The organism is Prevotella sp. oral taxon 317 str. F0108 (assembly GCF_000162415.1).
Lineage (GTDB): Bacteria > Bacteroidota > Bacteroidia > Bacteroidales > Bacteroidaceae > Prevotella > Prevotella conceptionensis.
In genome coordinates, this window is sequence record NZ_GG740072.1 from 147,950 (window position 1) to 172,877 (window position 24,928).

At 47.6% G+C, this 24,928-nt stretch carries 17 protein-coding genes; 2 read left to right on the forward strand and 15 right to left on the reverse strand.

Annotated elements, in window-relative coordinates; all coding sequences use genetic code 11:
- Nucleotides 1-303: 303 nt before the first annotated feature.
- Nucleotides 304-2,145 carry a sulfatase-like hydrolase/transferase gene (locus HMPREF0670_RS00500; protein WP_009229207.1) on the reverse strand — a complete coding sequence of 614 codons (1,842 nt, stop codon included), beginning with the start codon at nucleotides 2,143-2,145 and terminating at the stop codon, nucleotides 304-306.
- Nucleotides 2,146-2,376: 231 nt separating this feature from the next.
- Nucleotides 2,377-4,998 (reverse strand): alanine--tRNA ligase, encoded by a 2,622-nt coding sequence (alaS, locus tag HMPREF0670_RS00505; protein WP_044077531.1) that lies wholly within the window; start codon nucleotides 4,996-4,998, stop codon nucleotides 2,377-2,379.
- A 413-nt stretch (nucleotides 4,999-5,411) separates the two neighbouring features.
- Here alaS and HMPREF0670_RS00510 point away from each other — a divergent pair, with 413 nt between their 5' ends.
- Complete coding sequence (locus HMPREF0670_RS00510) at nucleotides 5,412-5,762, forward strand: MerR family transcriptional regulator (RefSeq protein ID WP_009229209.1); 351 nt, start codon at nucleotides 5,412-5,414, stop codon at nucleotides 5,760-5,762.
- Between the two features lie 178 nt (nucleotides 5,763-5,940).
- Here HMPREF0670_RS00510 and trxB read toward each other — a convergent pair whose 3' ends face one another.
- Nucleotides 5,941-6,894: a thioredoxin-disulfide reductase gene (trxB, locus tag HMPREF0670_RS00515; protein WP_009229210.1), complete on the reverse strand. Its 954-nt coding sequence runs from the start codon at nucleotides 6,892-6,894 to the stop codon at nucleotides 5,941-5,943.
- Nucleotides 6,895-7,352: 458 nt separating this feature from the next.
- Nucleotides 7,353-7,901 carry a glutathione peroxidase gene (locus tag HMPREF0670_RS00520; protein WP_044077532.1) on the reverse strand — a complete coding sequence of 183 codons (549 nt, stop codon included), beginning with the start codon at nucleotides 7,899-7,901 and terminating at the stop codon, nucleotides 7,353-7,355.
- A gap of 224 nt (nucleotides 7,902-8,125) precedes the next feature.
- Between HMPREF0670_RS00520 and HMPREF0670_RS00525 the strand changes: the two genes are divergently transcribed.
- On the forward strand, nucleotides 8,126-8,701 hold the full coding sequence (locus tag HMPREF0670_RS00525; RefSeq protein WP_009229213.1) for a hypothetical protein: 576 nt from the start codon (nucleotides 8,126-8,128) through the stop codon (nucleotides 8,699-8,701).
- A gap of 2,031 nt (nucleotides 8,702-10,732) precedes the next feature.
- Here HMPREF0670_RS00525 and HMPREF0670_RS00530 read toward each other — a convergent pair.
- From HMPREF0670_RS00530 to HMPREF0670_RS00580, 11 genes are all read right to left on the reverse strand, one after another.
- The gene (locus HMPREF0670_RS00530; RefSeq protein WP_009229214.1) at nucleotides 10,733-11,629 is read right to left on the reverse strand and encodes a DNA/RNA non-specific endonuclease; all 897 of its coding nucleotides are present in this window, start codon (nucleotides 11,627-11,629) and stop codon (nucleotides 10,733-10,735) included.
- A gap of 166 nt (nucleotides 11,630-11,795) precedes the next feature.
- On the reverse strand, nucleotides 11,796-12,047 hold the full coding sequence (locus HMPREF0670_RS00535; protein ID WP_009229215.1) for a type B 50S ribosomal protein L31: 252 nt from the start codon (nucleotides 12,045-12,047) through the stop codon (nucleotides 11,796-11,798).
- A 293-nt stretch (nucleotides 12,048-12,340) separates the two neighbouring features.
- Nucleotides 12,341-13,720 carry a hypothetical protein gene (locus HMPREF0670_RS00540; RefSeq protein WP_009229216.1) on the reverse strand — a complete coding sequence of 460 codons (1,380 nt, stop codon included), beginning with the start codon at nucleotides 13,718-13,720 and terminating at the stop codon, nucleotides 12,341-12,343.
- A 135-nt stretch (nucleotides 13,721-13,855) separates the two neighbouring features.
- Nucleotides 13,856-14,698 (reverse strand): DUF5689 domain-containing protein, encoded by an 843-nt coding sequence (locus HMPREF0670_RS00545; protein ID WP_044077533.1) that lies wholly within the window; start codon nucleotides 14,696-14,698, stop codon nucleotides 13,856-13,858.
- A 132-nt stretch (nucleotides 14,699-14,830) separates the two neighbouring features.
- Nucleotides 14,831-17,368, reverse strand: a complete 2,538-nt coding sequence (locus tag HMPREF0670_RS00550) for a TonB-dependent receptor (protein ID WP_044077808.1) — start codon at nucleotides 17,366-17,368, stop codon at nucleotides 14,831-14,833.
- A 373-nt stretch (nucleotides 17,369-17,741) separates the two neighbouring features.
- Nucleotides 17,742-18,524, reverse strand: coding sequence for a creatininase family protein (locus tag HMPREF0670_RS00555; RefSeq protein ID WP_009229219.1), 783 nt, complete (start codon nucleotides 18,522-18,524; stop codon nucleotides 17,742-17,744).
- A gap of 9 nt (nucleotides 18,525-18,533) precedes the next feature.
- On the reverse strand, nucleotides 18,534-19,721 hold the full coding sequence (locus HMPREF0670_RS00560) for an AGE family epimerase/isomerase (RefSeq protein ID WP_009229220.1): 1,188 nt from the start codon (nucleotides 19,719-19,721) through the stop codon (nucleotides 18,534-18,536).
- Between the two features lie 26 nt (nucleotides 19,722-19,747).
- Entirely contained in the window at nucleotides 19,748-20,668 is a 921-nt protein-coding gene (locus tag HMPREF0670_RS00565; RefSeq protein ID WP_009229221.1) for a dihydrodipicolinate synthase family protein, read from the reverse strand.
- Between the two features lie 168 nt (nucleotides 20,669-20,836).
- Entirely contained in the window at nucleotides 20,837-22,072 is a 1,236-nt protein-coding gene (locus tag HMPREF0670_RS00570) for an MFS transporter (protein ID WP_009229222.1), read from the reverse strand.
- Nucleotides 22,073-22,292: 220 nt separating this feature from the next.
- Nucleotides 22,293-23,339, reverse strand: a complete 1,047-nt coding sequence (locus tag HMPREF0670_RS00575) for a cyclically-permuted mutarotase family protein (protein WP_157579494.1) — start codon at nucleotides 23,337-23,339, stop codon at nucleotides 22,293-22,295.
- A gap of 1,080 nt (nucleotides 23,340-24,419) precedes the next feature.
- Complete coding sequence (locus tag HMPREF0670_RS00580) at nucleotides 24,420-24,896, reverse strand: hypothetical protein (RefSeq protein ID WP_009229224.1); 477 nt, start codon at nucleotides 24,894-24,896, stop codon at nucleotides 24,420-24,422.
- Nucleotides 24,897-24,928: the final 32 nt, after the last annotated feature.

The window sequence follows — 24,928 nt, forward strand, 5'->3', positions numbered from 1 at the left end:
TATTTGATGGTTTGTTACGGATAATTCTAACAAAGTGTATGTCAACTTAAATATTTCACCTTTTCACCAGTAGCAAGTCAAAGGCCATCCAAAAGGGAAACTCTTTTTTCGTTCTTCCATCCTTTAAAGCTTCGCTGATACATCCCCAATCTTTACTTGTTAGGTGAAAGGGTGAAAGGGTGAAAAGTTGAAAGAATGAAAGGAATTGTTGTCCTAAACGTTTTTCAGACATAAAGATGAGCCTGAAAAACGTTTAGGACAACAGTGGTTATAACCACCCCAAAAGGCGATTTGTTGCTCCCTTTATTTATAAAATTTGTTGAGTTTATCCATTGCCTTATTAAAGGCGCGCGTATCTAAGCGGTAGTTAGATACGGGATTCATGCGCGCATCGTAAACATCCAGACCGCCTTCGGCATTCTTTTCCAAGATTGAGTCGCCGCCAATGATAAAGGCATAGTTGAGGTTACTGCCCACGATATGCCACTTACGCGAACTGTTGTCGGTGAGAAGATGGCCCATGCTATAATCGGAAACAGGGCTTTTAACGCCCAAATAGTTGTGCATCAGCGTAGGAACAATGTCGTAATGTGTCGTGCGGTGGCTATATTTCTGCGGTTTTTCACCTGGGAAGTGGCAAATTAGCGGCACCCCAATCTGCCATACCGAGAAGTTGCCGTTGTGTCCCCAATAGTTCTTCTTGTTTTCGTTGAACTCTTGCCCGTGGTCGCCAGAGAGAATCACGATGGTGTTATCAAGTATGCCGCGTTGTTCTAACGTTTGGAAAATCTTCCCCAATAAAATATCGTCTTGATGGCAAGTGTTAAGGTAGAGGTTAAAAAAGGGCGTCGGGTCCATATCGTTATTTAGCTTGGTATAATCGGCGTATGGCCACGCAGGTGCAAAGGGGACATTGTGTTTGGCATCGAGTTCGAAACTGTGTGGCAGGTCGAAAAACACAAACGAGAACAGCGGACGTTTGCTTTTAAGGCGTTCTGGCAACTCGCCAATGAAGTCGGCACAGATACGTTGGTCGCGTTCAAGCGCCGTGTTACCTGCCGTTTCGGTTCTAACACCCTTCACTTTGCCAAACACCACCTTGGCAAAGTTTGGATTGTAAAATTGCGCTGAGGGATAGACACGTATGTCGTAACCCAGCTGTTGTAAGCGGTCGATGAACACCGGACTGACCCTTGCGGCCTCGAAATCTTCCCAATAATAGCATGTAAGACCGAAGAACAAACCGAAAACAGCACTGCGTGTGCCGTTGCTGGCACTGAGATGATTGTCGAACCATTGCTGTTGTTGGGCCCATCGATAGGTGTTGGGCATACATTGGGGCGTTAGCGAACGTTTGTTCCACGAGTCGAGCAACACCAATACGATGTTGGGCAGGCTGTCGGGACGTTCGGTTTGCAGGGCATGTATGGGGTAAGCAAGGGTTCCGTTGCCGCCCTTTTGCAGCATACGCGTGTCTACGGGAGCTTTAAAGCCTAGGTTCGTCATGAACGAATAGGCCGTGGTGGGGAAATAATAAGGCAAGAGTTTGGCGCTATGCACCACTGATGCCTGCGACATGAATGCGCCGTAGATATGCGTGAGGTGGGCAAAAAGGGTGCTACCTACCAGTGCACACACGGTGGCCGCCACGTAAGCCTTGCCGCGTTTGCGCCAAACCCAACCCGAAAGCCAATAAGCACCATACACCATGCCAAGGAGTAAGAGGAATAGACCCACTTCTTTGAGGTAGAGCCACGTGTCGAAAGTGAATATTTCGCCCGCACCAGGACCGAAAACCATGTTCAGCACAAAGCCGTTGATGTGGAAACGATAGATGGCATACACCTGTGCATCGAGAAAAACGAGCAAAACCAGCAAGGCAACTAGCACAAAATGCACCACGCGGGCTATGCGCACACAGCCCGTACAGGCAATGAGCATATATATAAGGTATGGCGGAAGGGTCAAACAAGCGGCATGCGATAGGCACGACGCAAAGAAAAAGAGATAACCCAAGGGCGACATAATCTCCAGCGTGTTGCTGGTAAACAACACAAAGAGAAACTGCAAGGTTAGCAATAGTACCGTGGCCGAAAAGAAAAGGAAGCCACGTTTCAAGGCTGTGCGCAAGGTTTGGTTTTGCATTATCGTTTTGTTTGATGGCCCTTTGGGGCAGATATGCGCTGCCGTGGGGCGAGGGGTGTTGCGTTTTTGGTAAGGATATAAGGCTGGTTCTAAAAGTTCCACACTAACTTTTCAATGGTGTTTACCGAGGTAATGCCTTGGTGGATATTTAGAACCTGCCTTAAATCTGTATAAATGGTAAAGCTAATCATTTCCCTTTCCCTTGAAGTGGGGTAGGGAAATGCGGCCATTTTATTGGCAAGCTAGCTCCACGGCCTTGTCTACGGCCACAGAAATGCCGTCGAGGTTTTTGCCGCCTGCCGACGCATAATGGGGCTGACCGCCACCGCCACCTTGGATAAGCTTGGCGGCCTCGCGGATAATTTGGCCTGCGTTCAGCCCGTGTTCGCTCACCACATCGTCGCTGAACATGATGCTAAGCAAAGGTTTGTCGTTGGCTGTTGAGCCGACAACGCACACCAAGTGTTGAGGAATGGCCTCGCGAACCTTAAACACCAGGTTCTTGGCTTGCTCGGCATTGATGGGCAAAACAGCCTTAACCACTTTCAGTCCGTTTACATCTTTGGCATTTGCAACAAGGCTGTCTTTAAGTCTTTCTACGGCTTGTGCCGAGAATTTTTCTATCTCTTTGCGCATGGCATCGTGCTCTTCCATGTACTTAGCGATAACTCCTTGCAGGTCTTTGGCATTGTTAAAGAGGTTGCGAATGCCGCGAATAGTGTCTTCCAACGCGTACATAGCCTCCTCGCAACGCTTTCCTGTGAGGGCTTCTACACGGCGTACGCCAGAGGCTACGCTGCTTTCGCTAACGATTTTGAACATACCGATACGGCCCGTGCTACGTGCGTGGATGCCGCCGCAGAACTCACAACTGGGTCCGAAACGCACAACGCGCACCGTGTCGCCGTATTTCTCGCCGAACAAGGCCACTGCCCCCATCGCCTTAGCCTCTTCTAAGGGCGTATTGCGGTGCTCGTCGAGTGGTAGGTCTTGCCGAATAAGGTCGTTTACAAGGCGTTCCACTTCGCGAAGTTCTTCGTCTGTAACCTTTTGGAAGTGCGAAAAGTCGAAACGCAACGTGTCGGGAGCCACCAACGAGCCTTTTTGTTCAACGTGTTCGCCAAGCACTGCCTTCAAGGCATAGTCAAGCAGGTGGGTTGCCGTGTGGTTGGCAGCACTTGCTTCGCGCTTGTCTGTGTCCACACAAGCCATAAAGTCGGCCTTGGGGTCTTTGGGTAAGGCCTTCACGATGTGTATGCTTTGGTTGTTTTCGCGCTTTGTGTCGATGATGTCCACGGTCTCTTCGCCGTTCACCAGCACGCCACAATCGCCCACTTGTCCGCCCATCTCGCCATAAAATGGCGTGTTGTCGAGCACCAACTCAAAGTAAGTGTTCTTCTTTTGCGTAACTTGGCGGTAGCGAAGTATGCGACATTCGTACTCCGTATAGTCGTAACCCACGAAGTTTTGTTCGCCTTCGCGCAACACAACCCAATCGGAATTTTCCACCGCAGCGGCATTTCGTGCGCGTTCTTTTTGCTTTTGCATCTCCACATCAAACTGGGCGGCGTCTACTTGCAGCCCGTTTTCGCGGCAGATAAGCTCTGTTAGGTCGAGCGGAAAGCCGTAAGTGTCGAACAAACGGAAGGCTTGCGTGCCGTCGAGCGTGGTTTTTCCCTCGGCTTTCAAGCGTTCCATCTCATCGTTAAGCATCGAGATGCCCTTTTCAAGCGTGCGAAGAAAAGCGTCTTCCTCTTCTTTCATCACGCGACCGATAAGCTCGCGCTGTGCTTTCAGTTCGGGATAGGCCTCGCCCATCTCGTGGATGAAGGTGGGCAACAGCTTAAACATGAAGGCCGAACGTTGCCCCAAGAACGTGTAGGCGTAGCGAACAGCGCGGCGAAGGATGCGGCGAATAACGTATCCTGCCTTGGCATTGCCTGGCAATTGGCCGTCGGCAATGGAGAAAGCCACGGCTCTAAGATGGTCGGCAATAACACGCATGGCCACGTCTACCTTCTCGTCTTCGCCGTATTTCAGACCCGACAGCTGCGAAATCTCTTGTATAACGGGTTGGAAAACATCGGTATCGTAGTTGGATGTCTTGCCTTGCAGCGAGCGAACAAGGCGCTCGAATCCCATACCTGTATCAATAACGTGCATGGGCAGGGGCTGCAACGAACCGTCGGACTTACGATTAAACTGCATAAACACGATGTTCCATATCTCGATAACCTGTGGATTATCCTTGTTTACAAGGCTTGCGCCAGGCACTTCGGCCTTTTCTTTGGCCGAGCGCGAGTCGAGATGAATTTCCGAACAAGGGCCGCATGGCCCCGTTTCGCCCATCTCCCAGAAGTTATCATGCTTGTTGCCGTTGATGATATGGTCGGCTGGCAGGTGCTTAGACCAGTACTCTGCGGCCTCATCGTCGCGTGGAATGCCCTCTTCTTCGCTGCCTTCGAACACCGTAACATAGAGGTCTTGCGGATTAAGATGCAGCACATCTACAAGATATTCCCACGCATAGTCTATGGCCTCGCGCTTAAAATAGTCGCCAAAGCTCCAATTGCCCAACATCTCGAACATGGTGTGATGGTAGGTGTCGTGGCCAACCTCTTCCAAATCGTTATGCTTTCCGCTTACGCGAAGACACTTTTGCGAGTCGGCTCTGCGGCGTGGCTCGGGGTCGCGCGTGCCCAAAATGATGTCCTTCCATTGGTTCATGCCTGCGTTTGTGAACATCAATGTGGGGTCGTCTTTAATCACCATGGGAGCCGAGGCCTCTATCTTATGTCCTTTACCCTCAAAGAATTGTTTGAAGGAGTCGCGTATTTCGTTCGCTGTCATCATCGTTTATTATCTTGAATTTTTATTGTATTCCAATTTGCGAAAGCCAAATCAAGGATGCCAAACAAGGCTTGCAAACAGGGTTGCAAGGGCCATCCCTTTGGTTTAAGTTGCAAAATTACAACATTTTTTTCAAATGGGCGTGGTTCAGGTACTTATATTATGCTGTTTGTTAATGTTGGTTTACGCCTCGATTTTATTTTTTCCAAAGATTGGAAAAACCAAAGATTTGTCGTAATTTTGCATCATGAGAGAGAGCTAAATGTAACTTCGTCCAGGATAACTTAGTTACCATTACAGGTTTTAAACGTGCACAGGCAAGCCTGTGGCATGTTGTTATGAACACGAAACGATGTATAACGAACGAAGGACTATTCCCCAATTTCCCCCGACAAAGGGCCAAAAGCTAACCCATCATGGTATTGAAGACTGATAGAAACCTAAAGTTGTACTACTCGATTAAGGAGGTGAGCGACATCATCGGCGTTAACGAGAGTACGTTGCGGTATTGGGAAACCGAACTTCCGCAGCTAAAACCGCGCACCGCTATGGGGTCGAAGGTGCGACAATACACGGAAAGAGACATCGACCTATTAAAGAACATCTACACGTTGGTTAAGGTGAGAGGTTTTAAAATTGCCGCCGCACGTAAGATGATAAACGAAAATCGTGAAGGCGCAAACAAAAGTACGCACGTACTTAACACGCTTCTCTCGGTTAGGGACGACTTGCGCGCCCTGAAAAAAGAACTAGACGGACTGGTGTAAAAGACAAAAACATAGATACGCCCATAAATAAAGGCCACACAATAGGCTTGTAACAAGGGCGTCTACCCTAAAAAGCAAAAAGGTTTCCTGCAAATAGCAAGAAGCCTTTTTTCTATGTCTATGCCAAACTAGGCTGCTTTCTTTGCCAAGCTAGTCTACGGCTTAGCATATCCAAGCCTTACTTTTGGGTTTCCAATTCACCCAAATAGCGTTCGGCCTCCAAAGCGGCCATGCAGCCCGAACCCGCAGCAACAACTGCTTGGCGATAAACGGGGTCGGCACAATCGCCAGCCGCAAACACCCCTGCAACATTGGTTTTAGGTGTTCCTGCAACGGTTTTGATGTAGCCTATCTCGTCGAGGTCGAGCCAATCTTTAAACACATCGGTGTTGGGCTTGTGCCCAATGGCCAGGAAAAAGCCGTCAATAGGCAAGTCGTAGCGTTGTTCGTCGCTTTCGCCCTTGCGCTTTACGAGGTGTGCGCCCTGCAAACCATCTTCACCATAAAGGCCTAACGTGTTGTGTTCGTATAGGATCTCGATTTTGGGATTGCTCGCAACGCGTTTCTTCATCACGTCTGATGCACGCAAGAACGGCTTACGTACAATCATATATACCTTCGAACAGAGTCCTGCAAGGTAGCTGGCCTCCTCGCAAGCAGTGTCGCCACCGCCCACAACAGCCACCGTTTTGTTGCGATAGAAAAAGCCGTCGCAAGTGGCGCATGCGCTAACGCCTTGGCCCGAATACTTCTCTTCGTCGGGTAAGCCAAGGTATTTGGCCGATGCGCCCGTGGCGATAATCACCGTTTCGGCCTCTATCTCTACACCGCGATCGGTGGTAACAACGTATGGCTTGCTGCTGAAATCAACCTTGGTAATTTCTCCGTCGCGAATGTCGGCGCCAAAGCGGGCAGCCTGTTCGCGCAGTTCCACCATCATTTGGTTGCCGTCCACTCCCTTGGGGTAGCCGGGGAAGTTCTCGATTTCTGTTGTTTGGGTGAGTTGTCCGCCCGTTTGCATTCCGCAATATTGCACAGGACTTAGGTTGGCCCTTCCTGCATAGATGGCCGCAGTGTAGCCAGCCGGACCGCTACCCACGATGAGGCAGCGCGTATATTCTCTTTTTTCCATAAATGATTTGTTTTTAAATTGGGATGTACCCGTTATGTAAACATTGTGCAAACAATGTGCCAAAAGGGTGTTTCGTGAGGTTTACCGATGGTTTAAGATGCGAAAAGGAGTTAAAGAGTGCGCCCAACGTGCCACCATACTTGCTGTATGGGCTGCTGAAAACCCGCATTACCTACCCTTACCTTATATATATATGTAGGTGTGTGGGCGCAGGTTTTTTAGCATCTCTCCTTAACTCCCCTCGCGCTCAGTGCTTACGCATTAAAGGCATGTTCTAAAAAATCCCCGCAAAGGTTCATTCTTTGTTCCTAGTATTGCTCTTCACTGTCTTTTTGCTTTTAGTTGGCATCTTTGGCTTACTCTTTCAGTCGCATAGGTAGCTATGCTCCTTCAAGAAGTAAGCAAAACCTGCTCAGCTAAAATCTAAAAATACAGCAAAGGCAATTTTCAGAACCTGCCTAGAGCAGTTCTTCAATCTTCTTGCTCACGTTTTCAAGGCTTTCGGTGGGTTCGAAACGTGCCACTACAAGTCCTTGCTTGTTAACGAGGAACTTGGTAAAGTTCCATTTGATGTCGGCCTTTTCCTTATAGTCGGGGTCTTCCTTAGAAAGAATCTCGTCGAGTATGGGTGTTAGCTTGTGGTTTGGGTCCCAACCGGCAAAGCCTTTTTGCTCTTTAAGGTACTTGTACAGCGGGTCGGCATCGTCGCCATTAACCTTTATCTTCTTGAAACGTGGAAATTCGGTGCCATAAGTCAGCTTGCAGAACTCGTGAATGCTCTCGTCTGTGCCGGGAGCTTGCTGTCCAAACTGATTGCAAGGGAAGTCTAGAATGGTGAAACCCTTGGCATGGTATTTTTCGTAGATAGCCTCCAATTCTTCGTATTGCGGTGTAAAGCCGCACTTTGTTGCGGTGTTAACGATGAGGATAACCTCGTTGGCATACTCTCTCAAAGACACTTCGCCACCTTTTCTGTCTTTAACGGCGAAATCGTATACTGTTTTCATTTCCAAATAATGTGTTTAATGTTATTCAATTTAGCGCCTTTTAGCGCGTCTACAAAGATAACAATTATTATTGAAACGGCACTTTGAAAACACCTACATTAACATTATTAGGGGAAATTCCCCCGAACGATAGGCAAAGCCCTACGCCAAAATAGACGAACCACCCATGCACACGACCACATGATTGCGTAACTTTGCAACAGAAACAAAAAACGAATAGGATTATGAAGAGCTTAAAGAACATAGGCATAATGGCTGCTCTTGCCGTTGCCACTATACTTGTTACGAGTTGCGAAATAGACAACTACTACGAAGATAACACTTACCGACGTTACAGTTGGTGGGACGACAGCTACGAATATCCTTCTAACGACTTGCTTGCAATGGCTCAAACGTTGCGCGGACACTGGGACGGACGGTTTGTGGCTCGCGGAGTGGATGCCCTTGGCTATGCAGGAACAAAAGTGTATTACACAGATATTGAGTTCGACCAATACAACTCGAACGCCATTTATGGGCGCGGAAGGCAGGTTGACTATGAAGGACGGAACGACCCAAGCCCATTTAGGCGCAGCTTTTCGTGGCGTATCGACACGCGTACACGGGCAATCGTCATCACATACGACAATAATTACACGATGACCATCGCTTATAGCGAACTAAGTCTCAACGATAATGCTTTTGAAGGTGTGATGCGCGGCGCAAACGAAACAGACGAATTTGATTTCAGAAGGTACACGCTAGCCAAAAAAGGCACGGTAGACTTGTCGGAACTAACCGACACTACAAGCACAAAATAGACCTCCACCAAAAACAGTAATAATAAAAACAAGCCAACAAGTAAGTGGCTTACGCGGCCGAATGGGCCAAACAAGAAACAAGTTTCATGCCAAATAGTTTGTAAATAAGTTGTGAAAATGCGCGCGGACGAGCAAATAAGCTCGTCCGTTTTTTGGGGTTGTACGCCTTGTGGTATTACAAACTGATAAGCTCAACAACTTATTAACGCGCCTTCTTATGAACTTACAAGCTTGTAACTCATAAACTTAGTAACTCACGAACTCAACATCTAGAAAACTCAACAACGTATAACCTTATAGCCCCATAAGCCCAACAATTCACAGGCTTAGCAGCTTACAAACTCACGGACTTAACAACTTGCAAACTCAACAACGTATAACCTTGTAACCCCATAAGCCCAACAACTCACAGGCTTAGCAACTTATAAACTCACGAGCTTAACAACTTGCAAACTCAACAACGTATAACCTTATAGCCCCATAAACTCAACAACTCACAGTTTTAGCAACTTACAAACTTACGAGCTTAACAACTTGCGAACTCAACAACGTATAACCTTATAGCCCCATAAGCCCAACAGTTCACAGTCTTATCCCTTATAAACTCACGGACTTAACAACTCGAAAACGCCAAAACTTATAACCTTAACGCTCAACAACTCACAAACAAATAACCTCAACAACTCGCAAACTTAATAACTCAACAACTCGCCAACTCAACAACTCATAAACTTACTGCGTTACACGCTCATAAACTCAAGACCTTATTAAGGTGCAAATATTTTACAAAACATGCCTAATCCACCACCCCCTTCTAGCGAAAATATAGGTGTTTTATCGGGCTTTTTACCATATTTTGCAAGCTTGCGGACTTCTGTTTTAGTCCATTTTTGAGAAAATCAGCCGCATTTTGCACCATTTAGCCTTTCTAGTTTGGTTGCCAACTCATTATTTTTTGCGCCCAATTACTCGCTTTTAGTCCCTAAAACCCCACTTTTTAGCGACAATTTTGCCCTTTTGAGCCATATTCTTAGTGGCTCGAAGGGGTTGTATTTATACCATCGCAATGTATTTTTATGCTTTTCGTCTCGCATTTAGCAGCATTTAGAACTGCGTTTAGCACCAAAATGCACTGCGTTTAGCATCAAAACACACTGCGTTTAGCACCAAAACACACTGCGTTTAGCACCAAAACACACTGCGTTTAGCATCAAAACGCACTGCATTTAGCAGCAAATCGCACTGAGTTTAGCACCAAAACACCCCAAAACTGGTGCAAATGGTGGCCTTCTGAAATAAATATTCATTTTGCTGCATGCACAAACTAACCCCTTTTTGCATCAAAACAAACCTTCGCGAGAATCGATTTTTTGCGGCAAGGTGAGCGGTTGGTTGACGAAAAGGGTACTCATAATGTTAAAATTCTTACTGAAAAGCGGACAAAAGTAAACGTGCAGCCCTGCGTTTACTTGTTTGCCACAATGTGTTTTTTCGCTTGTAGGTTCTGCCTAAGGTGCTGTCATGCTTACAGCAGGGTGCATGTGCGCTTATAGCAAGGTATATATACGCTTGGTTCAAGGTGCTGATACACGCTGCTTTTCTGTTTGTAGTGGCACTGTCTGCAACGGAGAATGGACAACTCTCTTATAGGTGATGATGAATTTTGTTTGTGATTGGAACTATGGGAATACGGCAGTTTGATGATTAAGGCTTTGTAAGTAGATACAAAGCAGGCATTAACGCCCAAGTTCTGGGTGGGTTTGGGGTTGCTTATAACGCTGGCTTAATAGACGGACAAGGGCTTTTGGCGTGGGTTGTGCACGGGAAGGCAACATGCTTTTGTGCATGCACAACGATAAAAACGGCCGTTGTGCCTTTTAGAACCTGCCTAACTAACGTAGAACTTGGAAGTTAATGGGGCATAAACAAGCGAGGGCACGAACTGAAAATGCCTTTGGGGTAAAAGTAAAATTGCACTGTATGATCAAGGGCTAACGCCTTTCGGATAACGTGCTAAGCCAGTTTTTTACCTCAATCCAACCCCCAAAAGGTATTGTTAACCGGAACATTTTCGACGGCATACTCAATGTTGTCGGGCAGGTTGCAGAAGAAGTCGATACCCGTTTTTTCCTCCAACTCCCTGATTGTAACGGCATACTTGGCCAACTTCTTGTCGTTGCTGGCCTTGTGTTCAATCCAAAAGCCCATAGCGTTGTACACGCCGTTCTTCACTCGGAGCACGGCCATAAAGAAATATTTGGGTACAAGCAAGCCTTTGCCTGTGGTTTCTAGCACCTGTTCGGGTTTGTCGATGGTGCCGCCTTTGCAAATATAGAGGGTGTCGCAGAACGTATAGTTGTAGCGACTAGCAATGTCGCGCACCTTGGTTTCCATGTTCTGCCAAACGCCAGCATTGAAACCATGCACCTGCGGCTGCATGTTGGTGAGGAAAAAGGTTTGGTAATTGGCCTCAGCCGAGTTGAGTCTGTCGGCCGAAGGGCAGATGTGTCCGTGGTCATAGCCCGTTCCCCAATACGGATCGGAGGTAAACCAGAGGTTTTTAGGCAACAGAGGGTCGCGCGGATATTGGTTGGTGTCAGACTTATAGCGGTCTGTTTTCTTCACCATGTTGCTCTTAAAGAGCTGGTAGCAGGTCCATCTTTGCGCCTTTTTCGTTTCGTTCCATTCTATGGCAAAGTTCAAGCCGTCTTTGGGTGTTTCGTGTAACAACACCCTGTTAGCACCCGATTTAAGTCGTGGAAACTCTAAGCGGGCATATTCTCTCTGGGCTTTGGCATCGTTGGCGTTGTGGTTCTCGCCCGTAGGCGTATTGCCGCCACCATTTGGTTTGTTCACCTTGCTGAGGTCTTCGCCCTCGCACGCCACCAAGGCAAACGCAACGGCGAATATCATTATCTTCTTTATCATCTTGCCAAGAAAAAGGATTATAGGTTATGAAACGAATTGATGCGCTGGTGAAAGCTCATACAGCAAACGCCATACGCCAAATTGCAAAATGCGCCCTTAACGTATATGCAACTACGTTGAGGGCGCATTTCAGAAGTTTTAAATATATGCTTGTAAAAAAGATATATTATTTTTTGATCTTACCGTAGCGGTTCATGAAGCGGTCTACGCGGCCAGCCGTGTCAACAAGCTTGCTCTTACCCGTATAGAATGGGTGCGAGGTGCTTGAAATTTCAATCTTTACCACGGGGTAAGTTTCGCCTTCAAACTCTACTGTGTCGTTTGTTTTGCAAGTAGACTGTGAAAGGAACATATCGCCGTTGGACATATCTTTGAATACGACGGGGCGATAGTTTTCGGGGTGAATACCTTTTTTCATTTTACTATTTTATATAAATGTTATGTTATACGTACACTATACGGGCTGCAAATTTACGAATAAATTCGCAGCCCGCCAAAGCTTTGGATGTTTTTTTAGTGAAATAGTGGGGTGAAGGAATGAGGACCCCGCAGACAAGTTAACCAGTTAACGTGTCGAAAAACGTGGGAGGGCAGTTGACAAGTTGCCAAGTTAATGAGTTAACAAGAAACTGCGCCAACCGCTGGCTTAGCCGTTATCCAACGCTGCATTGTGTGTTGCCGCCTGAGAGTTGTCTGCAAGCCAAAGAGCCGTTACTTGGCGTACACAACAGTAACTTTAAGTATGCGCAATTGCACACCACCGCCCTTGGGCTCCGAGAACACGTTCTTGTAAGTTACCGAGTTACCATTAAAAGACACGGTTGCAGTGGAATTGCCTACAAAAATGTCTTTCTTGAACTTGTCGCAGTCAAGAATAACCTTGGCAATCTTCTTGTTCCCTGTTATTGTGAAAACGTTATTGGCATAAATACGCAAGTTCTTAAACTTGCCGACATAGGTTGGAGCAGCCTTTCCGTCCGATTGTTCAACCGTCAGCGTTAGTCCATCCCCCAAATTAATTGGGTCAACTTTGGCTATATCGTCATTTCCTAACTTGCTCATTGCATAGGTTATGGTTTCCGTTCCTACCTCTGCGTTGGCATTGGTCAACGTTACCACTTGTCCCTCAATAGAAAGTCCTTTGCCGGTTTGGGGCGTTTCAGGTTTTTCAGGAGTAGTTCCGCCAGTCTCTTTCTTGCCGTTAAGCATATAGAGATGTGTTTTCCCACCAGCAGCTCCAGGGGTATTCCCCTTAAAGTTTACGAATGAGCCGACAACAACAACCTCATCACCTACCTTAATTTGGTCTTTTGCCTTGAACTTTTCATTATTTAGGAATTTGCTACCAAAAATGTACAAGCTGTCCATTTTCTTCGTGTTGTCATCGGAAATATAATAAGTGGCACTACCATATTTCTCCAAGTTCACCTCTTTAATGTATCTGATCTTTCCTCTTACATATAGGTTCTTAAGCGTATCTTTTTCACCCAGGGTCTTAATCTTAGCTAAAGCAGCCGTTACGTTGTAAGGCTCGGTCTCCGTTCCAGCACCTTTAGGTTCGCCAGGAACTAGCGTTTCGGCCTCGACGGTCTTACCGTTAAGCGAGTGAATCCACGATTTGTTGGGTTCGCTCTCGGGCGTATTGCCCTTGAAGTTGACGAAAATCCCACGGATAACAACCTCGTCACCCGCTTTAATTTGGTCTTTCGCAGTGAACTTGGCGTTACCTAAATACTTGCTGCGGTATATCTGCAAGCTATCCATCTTTTTGGTAATGTCGTCGGAAATAAAGTAAGTTGCGTTGCCAAAATTACCTGTATCCACTTCCTTAACACTTCTAATCTTTCCTTTCACAAAGATTTCGCCTGTATTCTCTCCGCCTTTCAGGGTCTTAATCTTCGCCAAGGCGGCAGTAATGTTATAAGGATCGGCTTCTGTTCCTGTGCCAGTAGGTGTTCCGGGTTCAAGCACTTCTTGGTTGCCACCCTTGTTTTCGTTCGGGTTGTTGTATGGTTCGGGCACGTCTTGGCAACCACCTAGCATGGCGGTAGCAAGAGCCGCTATCAATATTGCATAGATTACTTTTTTCATAATGATTGCTTATTATATGTGTTAATGTTTTTTTTATCAAGTTTCTACCCGGCTCTTCGTTGTTTCATCCGCATAAGTCTGGCTGTGTAGACCAATAAACGCGAATGGTGAGAGCGGCCGAAAACTCTTCGTGTTTCACTTCTTTACATCGCTTTCTGTACGCAACAATATTTGCCATGTGTTGCGAAAGCGAGTGAAGATACCTGTTATGTCTACCGTTCCTTGTGGAAGTGGCTGGGCGGCAAAGTCGGCATAGGTGCTGGTGCGCACCACTATTTGTCGGTTGGTAAAACCTTCCAACTCGCGGTTTACGCTGTTGGCTGCATCTTTTTCGGCTGCTGTAGCAAACACCTTTTTGCCATCAGCGTCTTTAAACTTAACGCCTTTGATGGTCATCAGTCGGCCACTATGGGTGCGAAGATATTCTGTGTCCGATATTTTCGACACGTCGAACACTTCGGGTTGCACCTTCGAGGCATCGGCAGCGCCCACATACTTGAAATGTTCGTTCCACAAATAGCGGTTCATTCTGCTAACCGATGTTTGGTCCTTGCTGTTGGTAAAGGGTGTGCCGATGGCCGCTTGCTGTCCGTAACTTCCCACAAAGAGGTCTTTGAGGTTAACGATGATTTCTTGTCCAACGGGCAAATAACCGAAAAGACCGCCTTGTGCGATGTTGATAAGTATGCCGCCTGTTGCATCTTCTAGGCATACGCTGTTGTAAATGTTGCCTTGAATGTCGTTGCCTGTTATGCGACCTTTTATCTGTATGTTGTTTTCTACCTGCTTATAAGGGTCTGTTTGCGAGGCGATGACATTGGCGTAGTTGTTCTTCAACTCGCTAATGGTGATCACATTTGTTTCTTTTATGCTCGGATTGCCGTACGCCTCACTGTTGTTGGGGGCGTTCCAATCCTTGTCCATACAGCCAACAAGGGCCGCACAAGCTATGGCAATGAGCGAATATCTTATTTTCATGTCGCTGTCGATATTTTGTTTACGCTGCCCAGTTCGTGACTTTGGCCAGCCGAACTGTGGGGGAGTGCGCATTTGATTTATGAACTTATCAATGATAGATAGCATGCTTGGAGACGTTAAAGTCTCGTGGCATTAAAAACGATAGGTTACGTTGAGCATCGCATTGGTGCCCCAAGCGTAGAACTTTTTGGGGTTACGCGAGAACTTATAGGCACGTGCATTGCCCGATGCGGTATAGTCTGAACGGCTTTGTTCGTAGCCACCTGTCACGATACGGCTGTTGTTCAGCAGGTTGGTGAACATCAAGTTGATTGACAACTGTCCGTGTTTGAGGTAGAGGCTCTTGCCAATAGACCCGTCGAGCATAAAGCCGCCATGCCCTTTCTCTTGGGGAGTGCGCATCACATTGCCGTCGGCGTCTACGTTTCCGCGCTTTTCGCCCACGCTCTTATAGCGATGATAGAGAGAGTAACCCAGGTAAATGCGGTCGTAGTAGTTGCCACACAAGTCTACAAACCAGCCTCCCTTGTGGTAGCTAAGTATCAAGCTGCCTGCCGTAAGGGGCGTTCCAGACTCGCGCATGTCTTTGTTAAGCAGGATATCGGTTTCGTAAGTGCCTTGTGTAGAGTTCACATAGTTTACGTAAGCATCGTTAATGGTTTTGGCTTCGCTCATCGTGCCGAGCAGTTTCACGTCGAATGCAGAGTTGATTTTATATTTGAAGGCCGCCTCGACACCATAAAATACTTTCTTTTGGCCTGTTATCGACACGTATGAGAACGAGTTGATGTCGTCGAAATAAAAGCATTGCCAATCAGAAACGTTGCTCAAATGGCTGAAATAGCCGTTTAGGTTGAGGTGAATACGGCCAGATTGGTGCTGAAATCCTAGTTCGGCACTGTAAACGCGCTCGTTTTTAAGGTCTCGCACAAAGTCGTTGTTCAGCTCGGGAGCAACAAACGACACGTAAGGCGTGGGTGCATTATACTGATAACCTTGGCCCAACTGCAACGTATTGCCGCCGCCCATGCTCCAAATTAGGCTTGCTTTGCCGCCACCTTCAAGGAAATGCGCCGTTCCGCTTTTGCCATAGGAGCTTTCGGAGAATAGTCCGTTGCGCATTTTGCCGTCGCGCTGCATGCTAACGCCGCCAACCTTACCGGCCACCATCAGGTTAACACGTCCCAACAGCACGTTGTAGCTGGTCCACGCCATTGCCTTGTTCACCAGCAAATGGTAGTCGTAGCCGAACACATCGCCTTTACCAACAAGCGCGTTGGGGTTATTCAGGTCGTATTGCACCTGCGAAGAGTTGGGTGCATAGGTGCCGATGGCGTAGGTATTGACGTTGTGATAGGTGGTTGCGCCCAGCAAGTCTTCCATCGTTTGGTAGTGGCGGGCGTTATTGGTGCTGGCGATATAGCCCAAGTTCCAATTTGAAGTCTTGGTAACTTGCATGTTCAGCGTAGATGCCAGCGAAAGGTTCAGTGCATCGTTGCGACGGGCTTGGATGAAGTACATGGCGTCCACTCCTTGCGCAGCAACGCCTCGGTTGGCAGCGTAAAGTCTATCCCAATTCACTTGGCGGTTCTCTTTCCTCGCAGTTAGATAGTTGTACGCAGTGTTCCAATCGGCCAACGCCTGGTCGGTTCTTGCCACTTTATTGGTTTCATCCCACACATCGTAATAGCTACTGGGCAACATCTTCCAATAATCGGGCTGCGGATTGTCGCTGTTGTTATAGTTCAGCTTTGTGCTTTTGTACATGCTGTATCGCCCGAACAGCGAAGTGGATAGCTTTAAGCCGTCGTCTATCTTCCAGTCCCACGTCATTACGGCCGACGGAGAGAAGTCGTTTACCACGCGCGAGTTTCTAACTTTCCCGTTTTGATAGCCCCAATAGGGGTTATATTGGTTGTTGTTGGCAATCCAATAGCTTTCGTCGGTGGCCGCTCCTTGCGTTCCGCGCTCGGTGGGATTGCCCCAAGTGCTAAACGCGAGCGAGTGTTGTGTGCGCGATCCAAACACTTTTTGCACGCCAAAGAAGTAGGATAGGGCGTTATAGAACGTTCCTTCAACATATCCGCGGTTGGCCCAGCGATACGTTAGGTTAGCCGAAAAGGCCCAACCTCGCTCGCTTAGCCCGCTATTATAGGTGTACATGCCGCGCAAAGTGTAGTTTCGGTTAGCTCCTCCAAGGGTTAAACGGTGTCCCGCAGGCTGGTTTGCAGGCCGAAAATCGTAGTTGTTAGAGCCACCCATAGCGGGCATGGCAAACAAATTCGTTTCGAAAGGCAACGCAAAGTCGGCGTTGCGAGTCTGTTGGTTCAGTCCTCCCACGTTCGAGAAACGGAATTGTCCACTCACAACATCGTTAATTGGCACGCCGTTTACATGAACTTCGTTGTACTTTTGGTTAAAAGCACGGTATCTGAACCTTACTGGCGAGAAAAGATAACCCACCTGTGAGGCATAGAGGTTGGATGCCGAATTGATGATAGTTACGTTTTGCGACATGTTATCGTTTTCTCCTAGCTGTGCTTCGGTAAAAGTAAATGCCGACTCGTCTACCGTCGTTGGTTGTTGCTGTTTGTCGTCTTTGGGTGTTTGCGCAAAGGCCGCAGGGGCACAGCACAAGGCAACCAATGCTAATTTCAGCTTTGCTTGCATCATAGTCTTGTCTTTTTGGTAATGAGTATATTCGGTTGCAAAGTAACAAAAATAAATTGAAAAAAAGTTGTTTTTACCCAAAAGTTTATGTTCGTTTTATCCTTATTCTTGTTCGGCTTGCCTTAATCCTGTTGGTGAACATTCTTTACGTGGTTGCCTTTGTGTGGTAAATACTGCGTTGAAAACCTTGTTTTAGCGATATAAAAAACAGCAATCCCAAACCTGCCGACTATACAAGGAGAGCCCATTTTCATGGGGCGGCCTTGTGCTGTCGGCAGGTTTGGAATTGAAAATAAAGCAACGTGCAGTGTGATGTGCACGTTTCGCACATGTTATAAAAGCCTGTTAGCAACCTGAGTGGCTAGCTAACTGCTCACCAAGCACCCTTAGTATAGGGGTCGTCTTCGTCTTTAACAGCAATAAAGTCGGCAAAGAAGTCGACATAGGCATCGCATACGGCATCGGCAAAGCCTTTTCCCTTCTCGGCCGTAGACTGTTTTGGCGAACCGATGCCCGTATCTTTCGACACCTTTCCCCAATTGCGCGGCATCCATACACGACCCTCTTGCAAGGCATCGATGGCGAAAGCGTTGCTCTTACCCTCGCCTGCATCCGCCAAATTCACTAGCTCGGGATGGTAATACATCATCACCGAGGTTTCAATCTCGTCGGCATGGTCGCCCGGATTGTCGAAGAAATCCTTGGCATTGCGCATCTTAAACCAGTCGCTGGCAGCGATAAGGAAGTCGGGATAGCATGTAAGCAGGTCGCGAATCATACTCTTAAAGCCGTTGCCGCCATGTCCGTTAACGATAACGAGCTTGCGAAACCCCTGATGATAGAGCGAGTCTACGATGTCGGTAAGTATGGCTTTCTGCGTTTCGTAACGGGTATGCACGCAAAAGGGCAACTCCCTTTGACCTGGATTTTGCGAACCCATGCCAACGGGCGGCATCACCATAGCGTGCAACCCGTGCTTGGTAAGCAGGCGTTGAGCGGCATCAACGGCGATGTCATGCGACAAGATGCAGTCCGTTAGGTACGGCAAGTGGTAGTTATGTGGCTCGGTTGCTCCCCAAGGCAGCACCACCAGTTGGTAGTTAATCTGCCTCGTGGTGCCATAATTGCTCACCGAGAGGTCGACAAGCTTATTCATTTGTTGGCGTTAGAATTTCGTTTTGAGAATTTCGTTGCACAGTAAGAACGAGTTGATGAGCATGCGCGGAATGTGGAACGGACCTTTAAACAGGTTGCCTTTGGCTGGTTGAGCCACCGTGCCATCGCGATGCAGGTAGCCATACCACTCGCCAAACTCTGGGTCGGGCAAGTGTTTGTAGGTCCAATCGTTAATTAGTTTGTGGCGTTCCAAGTACTTTTCGTCGCCCGTAGCCAAGTAAGCGTACAGCATGGCGATAACGGTTTCGGTTTGCGGCCACCAGAATTTCATGTCTTGCGCATAGTCTTGCGAGGGCAATCCCTTACAGTCGCGGAAGTTGATGATACCTCCATAGGGCTCGTCCCAGCCCCAATCCCACGACCAATCCAGTATTTCGAGGCCCATTTGCTTTAAGTCTGCATCCCAATTGCGGTGGCGCGACTCTTCCAAAACAAACCAAGCCGTCTCTATGCAGTGGCCGGGGTTGATGGTTCGGCCATTGATGGTGTCGATAAACTCGCCGTTAGGGCCTACTGTTTCAAGCAATGCCTTGTATTCGGGGTGCATGAAATAGTTCTTAATGGCATGCAACGAAGTGTCGATTTGCTCTGTCAGAGTGGGGTCGTCGATGGCCATACGCAGTCGCGATGCCGTGTTGATGAGTATCATCGTGAGCGAATGGCCCTGGCATTGCACGTTAGGCAGATACTTGGCAGGCAGTAAGCCGGGCGTGTAGGCATAGCGTTGCACCAGCTTGAAAAGGTCGAGTGCGCGCTGGGCGTAGCTTTTATCGCCAGATGCAATGGCATATTCGGCCATGGCAATGATGGCGAAACACTCCGAAAAGAGGTAACGCCGCATGCGAAGTGGCGTTCCCTCGGCCGTCACCTCAAAGTACATGCGCCCGTCGGGTGCGGTGCAATGGTCGATAATGAAGTCGATGCAACTCTTAGAGGCTGCAAGCCATTCTGGGTTTTGTTCGATATTGTTGTACGCAGCAGCGGCAATAAAGCCGAAACGACCTTGAAACCAAACGCTTTTAGTGGTGTCCATGAGCGTTCCGTCGCGGTCTACGCAGGTATATACGCCGCCATTTTGGCGGTCCAATCCATATTTCATCCAAAACGGCATCACGTTGTTCACCAAATCGTCTTTATAACGTTGCGCCCATTGTTGCAGATATTGTTTTGTATCCATTTGCTTGTTAGTGCTTTTTCCTTTATTTATTTGCACACGTTGCACCTTTCAAAGAATCCAATCTCTTCTAATTCTCTACGCATTTGTGCCTCTTCTTCGTCGGTCATGTTGCGGAAGGGCGTGCGGTTAGGCCCAAGGTCGAACCCAAGGAACTTCATGATACGCTTTCCGCCAACGATGTTTCCGCGGAAATGACATATCACATTGATAACCGCTTGCGAGAAGTTTTGCTTTTCGCGAGCCGTTTCCAAGTCGCCACGGTTCCATGCGTCGATGATGCCCACTAGCTCGCGACCGTTATAATTGGTTGTTCCGCCGATACCGCCTTTTGCTCCGCCTTGTGCCAAAGAAGGCAAAATGGTTTCGTCTTGTCCGTGCAGCATATCGTACTTCCCGTCCTTATACAGTCGGCATTGGTTGTATTCGTACAAGCTTTCGTAGGTATACTTAATGCCGGCAAAGTTAGGTATGCGCCCATCTACGGCTTTCAGCAAGTCTATCATGGGCAAGAAAGCACCGTTGAAGGCGGGTATATGATAGTAATAGAAAGGAAGCGAAGGCGCAGCCTCGGCAATGGCGGCGCAATAGTCTACCAATTCCTCTACGCGACCAATCTTTGGGAATGGCGGTGCCATTGCTCCTACGCCCCATGCGCCAATCTTTTCGGCGTGGCGTGCCAAGGCAACGCTTTCTTTAAGGCAGCAGCTGCCAACGTGTACGATGACTTTAAAGCCTGCGGGAGCAACGCTAACCCAACGTTCGGCCAATTGCATGCGCTCTTCGGTGGTGAGCATATAGCCCTCGCCCGACGAGCCGTTGATGAATACGCCCTTCAATCCGTTGTGCTGTAACATCTGTGCATAGCGTTCGATGGGTTCGAGATTTACTTCGCCGTTGGCATGAAATGGCGTAAACGGCGCATCAATCAGTCCTATAATCTTTTCCATTATATTGTGAGTTTTATTTAAGTTCGTGAGTTATTGAGTTTGTGAGTTGGGTGTTCCTAGTTATAACTTCGTAAACATCTAGTGGGTGAATGTAGCCGAAAAGACTAAGAAAGTAAAACATAATAGAACCCGAAAGCTCAAAAACTTATAAACTCAAAAACCAACACCTTACGGCATATTATCTGTTTGCGGGCGCAAGAACGTGAGTTGCAGGATAAGGGCCAAAGCCACGATGCCGCCAAGCAGGGCGAAACCTAAGCCCAGATTGCCGCCATCGCTCCACGAACCCAACACTTGCGTAACGGCTGCACCAGCAAAAACGCCCGTCATGTTCATGATTCCATAGGCTGTTGCGCGGTATTTGGCCGACACAAACTGGCAAAGGATGGGCATGTTGTTGGCATCGAAAATGCCAAAACCAATGCCGAAGAGCAATCCTGCGCCCACTACACCCACCACGCTGTGGCCAAAACCCAGCAGCAATAACGAGGGAATGGTGAGACTTAGGCCGATGGCACTGGTGTAAATGCGGCCACGGACGTTGCGTTGAGCCCACCTGTCGGAGAGTATTCCGCCGAAAATAACGCCGATGAACGACGAAACGGAGATGGTGATGGTAGACATTGGGCCGGCTGCCGTCATGTCTAGCGACAGGTTTTCGGAGAAAAGCGTGGGTAGCCAGTTCTTCGTTGCCCAACCTGGAAGACTAGGAACTGCGAAATAGAAGAGGATAATCCAAAAAGCCCAGTTGCTTAGCACCACGCTCAGCCCGCGCCAAACGCTCTCGCGCTTTTCGCCTGGTGCCACCGTGTTGCGACTCTTTACGCTGCATTCGGGGTTTTCGTGGAGCAAGAACATCAACAACAACGAATATAGAACGCCAATCAAACCGAGGGCGAAAAAGGTTTGGTGCCATGAGAAATGATGGGCTAAGTTGGCGCCAAAGCCGCCTAAGCCTTGTCCCACGTATAAGCCCGTCATGTGCACGCCGATGGCTAACGAACGCGATTTGCCTGTGTGCCAATCGGTGATAAGTGCTAGGGCAGAGGGTATGTAAAGGGCTTCGCTAACACCCATAAGGGCGCGAAGAACGTAAAGCGTTTCGAAATTGGTGGCGAAACCCATTGAAAGCGTAACGGCCGACCATACGAAAAGACTGCCCACCACAAGCCACTTGCGGCTAAGCTTGTCGGCTATAACGCCTGCAAAGGGGCTGAAACAGCCATACACCCACATGAAAACGGCCATTAATGCACCGAAAACCTCGGCCGTGTTCAATTCTTCGATGTCGGCCTTTATCGCTCCTTGCATCGTGGAGAGCATCTGGCGGTCCATATAGTTGAGCAGGGCCACCACCCATAACAGCCCAACCACAATCCAAGGGTAGTTTTTATTCGCTTTCATTTTTTGTTGTTTTGTTTAATTGTTGTGCGCCGTTGGGGATGTCAGCCCTGCACGTGCACGCGTAAATCGTCTTTGTAGTGAGTACTCCTTATTTAAATATAGGCAGGTTTGGGTATGCCAAGGCTCGCCGTTAGCCCTCCGCTGTCCGCTTGTTGGCAAACTTCGTGCTGCCCAAGGCATGAACCGAAAGCCATTCTAGACCCTTCGGCAAGCCCGTTGCCTAGTCTACACGAAACCTAACTATCTCTGGTGTACGAATACCTGGTTTCAATTCGCCGCCAACAACGTACACCCAGCCATCCCAATAGGCAAGGGCGCAACCAGCGCGGGCCACAGAAGGATGTTGAAGCAGCTGTGTCCAAGTCCCGTCGCGATAACACAACACCCTGCTGTTAAAGCGATACCATTCGGGTTCGTGCAGCAAATAGCCTTCGGGCAACTTGTTGATGGCTGCCAGAAACACGTCTTTGTTAACGCCGCCAACCACCACAACGCCTTTCTGTGGCGTGGCAATGGCCGTTGCTCCACCCGTGAACACTTCTTCGCAAAGGGCATCTGTGGGTACGGGTAGTGCAGTCCATGTGCCGCAACCTGCGTTGTAGCTTGCACCATTCATGGCCAACTGCGCCGCCTTACTGTCTGTTTTGGGTGCGAAACCACCCCAAACGCCCAGCAAGTCGCCCGCTAAGGCAGCGGCAATAGGCTGAACACGGGCTATCCCTGGTATGGATGGCTCTTCTTTCCAGCCTTCTTTCGCCGTGTTTTTTAGGTCTAACGACCACACTTTTTGTGTGGCAACACCCTCGCAATTGCCCCCCACCACATATAATATGTGGCCAACCACCGCGCCAGCCGTGTTGTCTAAGGCGTGGGGTAGGCTGGGTAAGGCCTCTTGTTGCATGCCCGTGGCAGTGGGGCGCAAGCGAATGGCGGTGGTAATACCGCCAGTTTCGTTGTTGCCGCCTACGAAAATCAGCGAGTTTTCGTAAGTAACGCTCACGCCGTAGGCCGCAGGTTGGGGCATCTGTCCAACGGTTTTCCATTCTAGGCGGTTGCCCTCGGCATTTAGTTTGGCGGCATAAATGGCCTTGTAAAACCGCTTTTTGCCACCCTCTGCCACAGGCTTGTCGGGGAAGTTACAACCTCCTGCAATGTATAAGTAGCCGTTAATAACGCCACAATAGCAGGCCGATACGCCTTTATCGAAACCTTGCTCTTCTGTGGGAAAGCCCACCAAGCGTTGGATAGGGTTAGAATTCTGCGCCATAGTATATGCTGTAAATAGGACAATCAACACCGTCGAAATTGTTAGTCGTTTAGTGTTTACTTGCGCCTTATTAGAAAATATTTTATTATCTAAATGCAAAATCTCTGTAATTTTTAGTTATATTGACCGCAAAGTTAATTTAAAAACAGGAAAACACAAAAATAATTATGCACTTTTCTCATAGTTATTTAATTTAAATAACGATTGGGGTAGGATGTCAAGTAGATGGGTTACGTAGAAAACTTATCAGCAATTGTCTTCTTTTCAGTATAAATTTTAACATTATGAGTGCCCTTTTTGGCCACCAATCGTCCGCCTTGCCGCAAAAAATCGATTCTCGCGGAGGTTTGTTTTGATGCAAAATGGGGTTAGTTTGTGCATGCGGCAAAATGAATATTTATTTTAAAAGGCCACCATTTGCACCAGTTTTGGGGCGATTTGGTGCTAAATATTGTGCGTTTTGGTGCTAAATACAGTGCGTTTTGGTGCTAAATGCGGTGCGTTTTGGTGCTAAATGCAGTGCGTTTTGGTGCTAAACGCAAGGCAAAATGGTGCTAAATGTAGGGCGAAAAGCATAAAAATACATTGCAATGGTATAAATACAACCCCTTAGAACCACTAAGAGCATGGCTAAAAAGGGCAAAATAGTCGTTAAAAAGTGGGTTTTTCGGGGCTAAAAGCGAGTAATTGGGCGCAAAAAATAATGAGCTGGCAACCAAACTAGAAAGGCTAAATGGTGCAAAATGCGGCTGATTTTCTCAAAAATGGACTAGAAGCGAAGCCTGTAAGCTTGCAAAATGCGTCAAAAAGCCCGATTAAACACCCTTATTTTCGCTAGAAGGGGGTGGTGAATAGGATGTGTTTTGTAAAATATTCGTACTGCTTTTGGCTGTTGAGTTTGTGAGTCTTTCAGGTTGTAAGTTTATGGGTTGTTGAGTTATTAGGTTTGCAAGTTTATTAGTTATATGGGTTGTTAAGTTCGTGTGTTTGTTGGTTACAATCTTGTTTATTTATAGAAAAACCAGCCATTTGAGCCTTAGTAGTACGCAGATGGCTGGCATTTTATCCCCCGATAGGCATTTAGGGAATTTCGAAAAACCACTCTGCGAATGAGTTAAAGTCGTGCCATTGGGGTTGTAATTCTCCCTTTTGAAAGTCGATAAGCTTTTGTCCAAGTTCAATTTCTAAAACCTCTCCTGTTGAACGATTGTAGAAAAAGCCGCCTTCTCCCTCAAAACTGTCGAGTGGAATGTACTCGTTGGGCAATTCAAGTGCGTTGTGGGCAAAAGTAATGGCAAGCTCGTAATTTGTATTTATTGCGAACCAACATATTTGATAAAGTTCTTGATGTCTGCCATAAAAGGTGGGACTGTCTTCTACATGCAAGAAGAATGTTGCAAAATCCGTGGTTAGGTCTATGTTCAGTGTCCTTAGCGCATCGGCATACTCTACCGTATAGTCATCATTCCACCAGCCTTTCTCCTTACAAAAGGTTTTGATTTTTTTCTGATAGCATAAGTTTCTATGTTTTAAACTTGTTGAAGTACGTTGCCCCAATATTGCATTGTACTATAAACGTATGGTTTGTA

What these genes read in the sequence shown, in the direction of transcription:
- HMPREF0670_RS00540 (WP_009229216.1), bottom strand. Translation starts at nt 13,720, where the DNA reads ATGAAAAAAGTAATCTATGCAATATTGATAGCGGCTCTTGCTACCGCC.
- trxB (WP_009229210.1), bottom strand. Translation starts at nt 6,894, where the DNA reads ATGGAAAAAAGAGAATATACGCGCTGCCTCATCGTGGGTAGCGGTCCG.
- HMPREF0670_RS00560 (WP_009229220.1), bottom strand. Translation starts at nt 19,721, where the DNA reads ATGGATACAAAACAATATCTGCAACAATGGGCGCAACGTTATAAAGAC.
- HMPREF0670_RS00550 (WP_044077808.1), bottom strand. Translation starts at nt 17,368, where the DNA reads ATGCAAGCAAAGCTGAAATTAGCATTGGTTGCCTTGTGCTGTGCCCCT.
- HMPREF0670_RS00520 (WP_044077532.1), bottom strand. Translation starts at nt 7,901, where the DNA reads ATGAAAACAGTATACGATTTCGCCGTTAAAGACAGAAAAGGTGGCGAA.
- HMPREF0670_RS00545 (WP_044077533.1), bottom strand. Translation starts at nt 14,698, where the DNA reads ATGAAAATAAGATATTCGCTCATTGCCATAGCTTGTGCGGCCCTTGTT.
- alaS (WP_044077531.1), bottom strand. Translation starts at nt 4,998, where the DNA reads ATGATGACAGCGAACGAAATACGCGACTCCTTCAAACAATTCTTTGAG.
- HMPREF0670_RS00575 (WP_157579494.1), bottom strand. Translation starts at nt 23,339, where the DNA reads ATGGCGCAGAATTCTAACCCTATCCAACGCTTGGTGGGCTTTCCCACA.
- HMPREF0670_RS00570 (WP_009229222.1), bottom strand. Translation starts at nt 22,072, where the DNA reads ATGAAAGCGAATAAAAACTACCCTTGGATTGTGGTTGGGCTGTTATGG.
- HMPREF0670_RS00555 (WP_009229219.1), bottom strand. Translation starts at nt 18,524, where the DNA reads ATGAATAAGCTTGTCGACCTCTCGGTGAGCAATTATGGCACCACGAGG.
- HMPREF0670_RS00535 (WP_009229215.1), bottom strand. Translation starts at nt 12,047, where the DNA reads ATGAAAAAAGGTATTCACCCCGAAAACTATCGCCCCGTCGTATTCAAA.
- HMPREF0670_RS00565 (WP_009229221.1), bottom strand. Translation starts at nt 20,668, where the DNA reads ATGGAAAAGATTATAGGACTGATTGATGCGCCGTTTACGCCATTTCAT.
- HMPREF0670_RS00500 (WP_009229207.1), bottom strand. Translation starts at nt 2,145, where the DNA reads ATGCAAAACCAAACCTTGCGCACAGCCTTGAAACGTGGCTTCCTTTTC.
- HMPREF0670_RS00510 (WP_009229209.1), top strand. Translation starts at nt 5,412, where the DNA reads ATGGTATTGAAGACTGATAGAAACCTAAAGTTGTACTACTCGATTAAG.
- HMPREF0670_RS00530 (WP_009229214.1), bottom strand. Translation starts at nt 11,629, where the DNA reads ATGATAAAGAAGATAATGATATTCGCCGTTGCGTTTGCCTTGGTGGCG.
- HMPREF0670_RS00525 (WP_009229213.1), top strand. Translation starts at nt 8,126, where the DNA reads ATGAAGAGCTTAAAGAACATAGGCATAATGGCTGCTCTTGCCGTTGCC.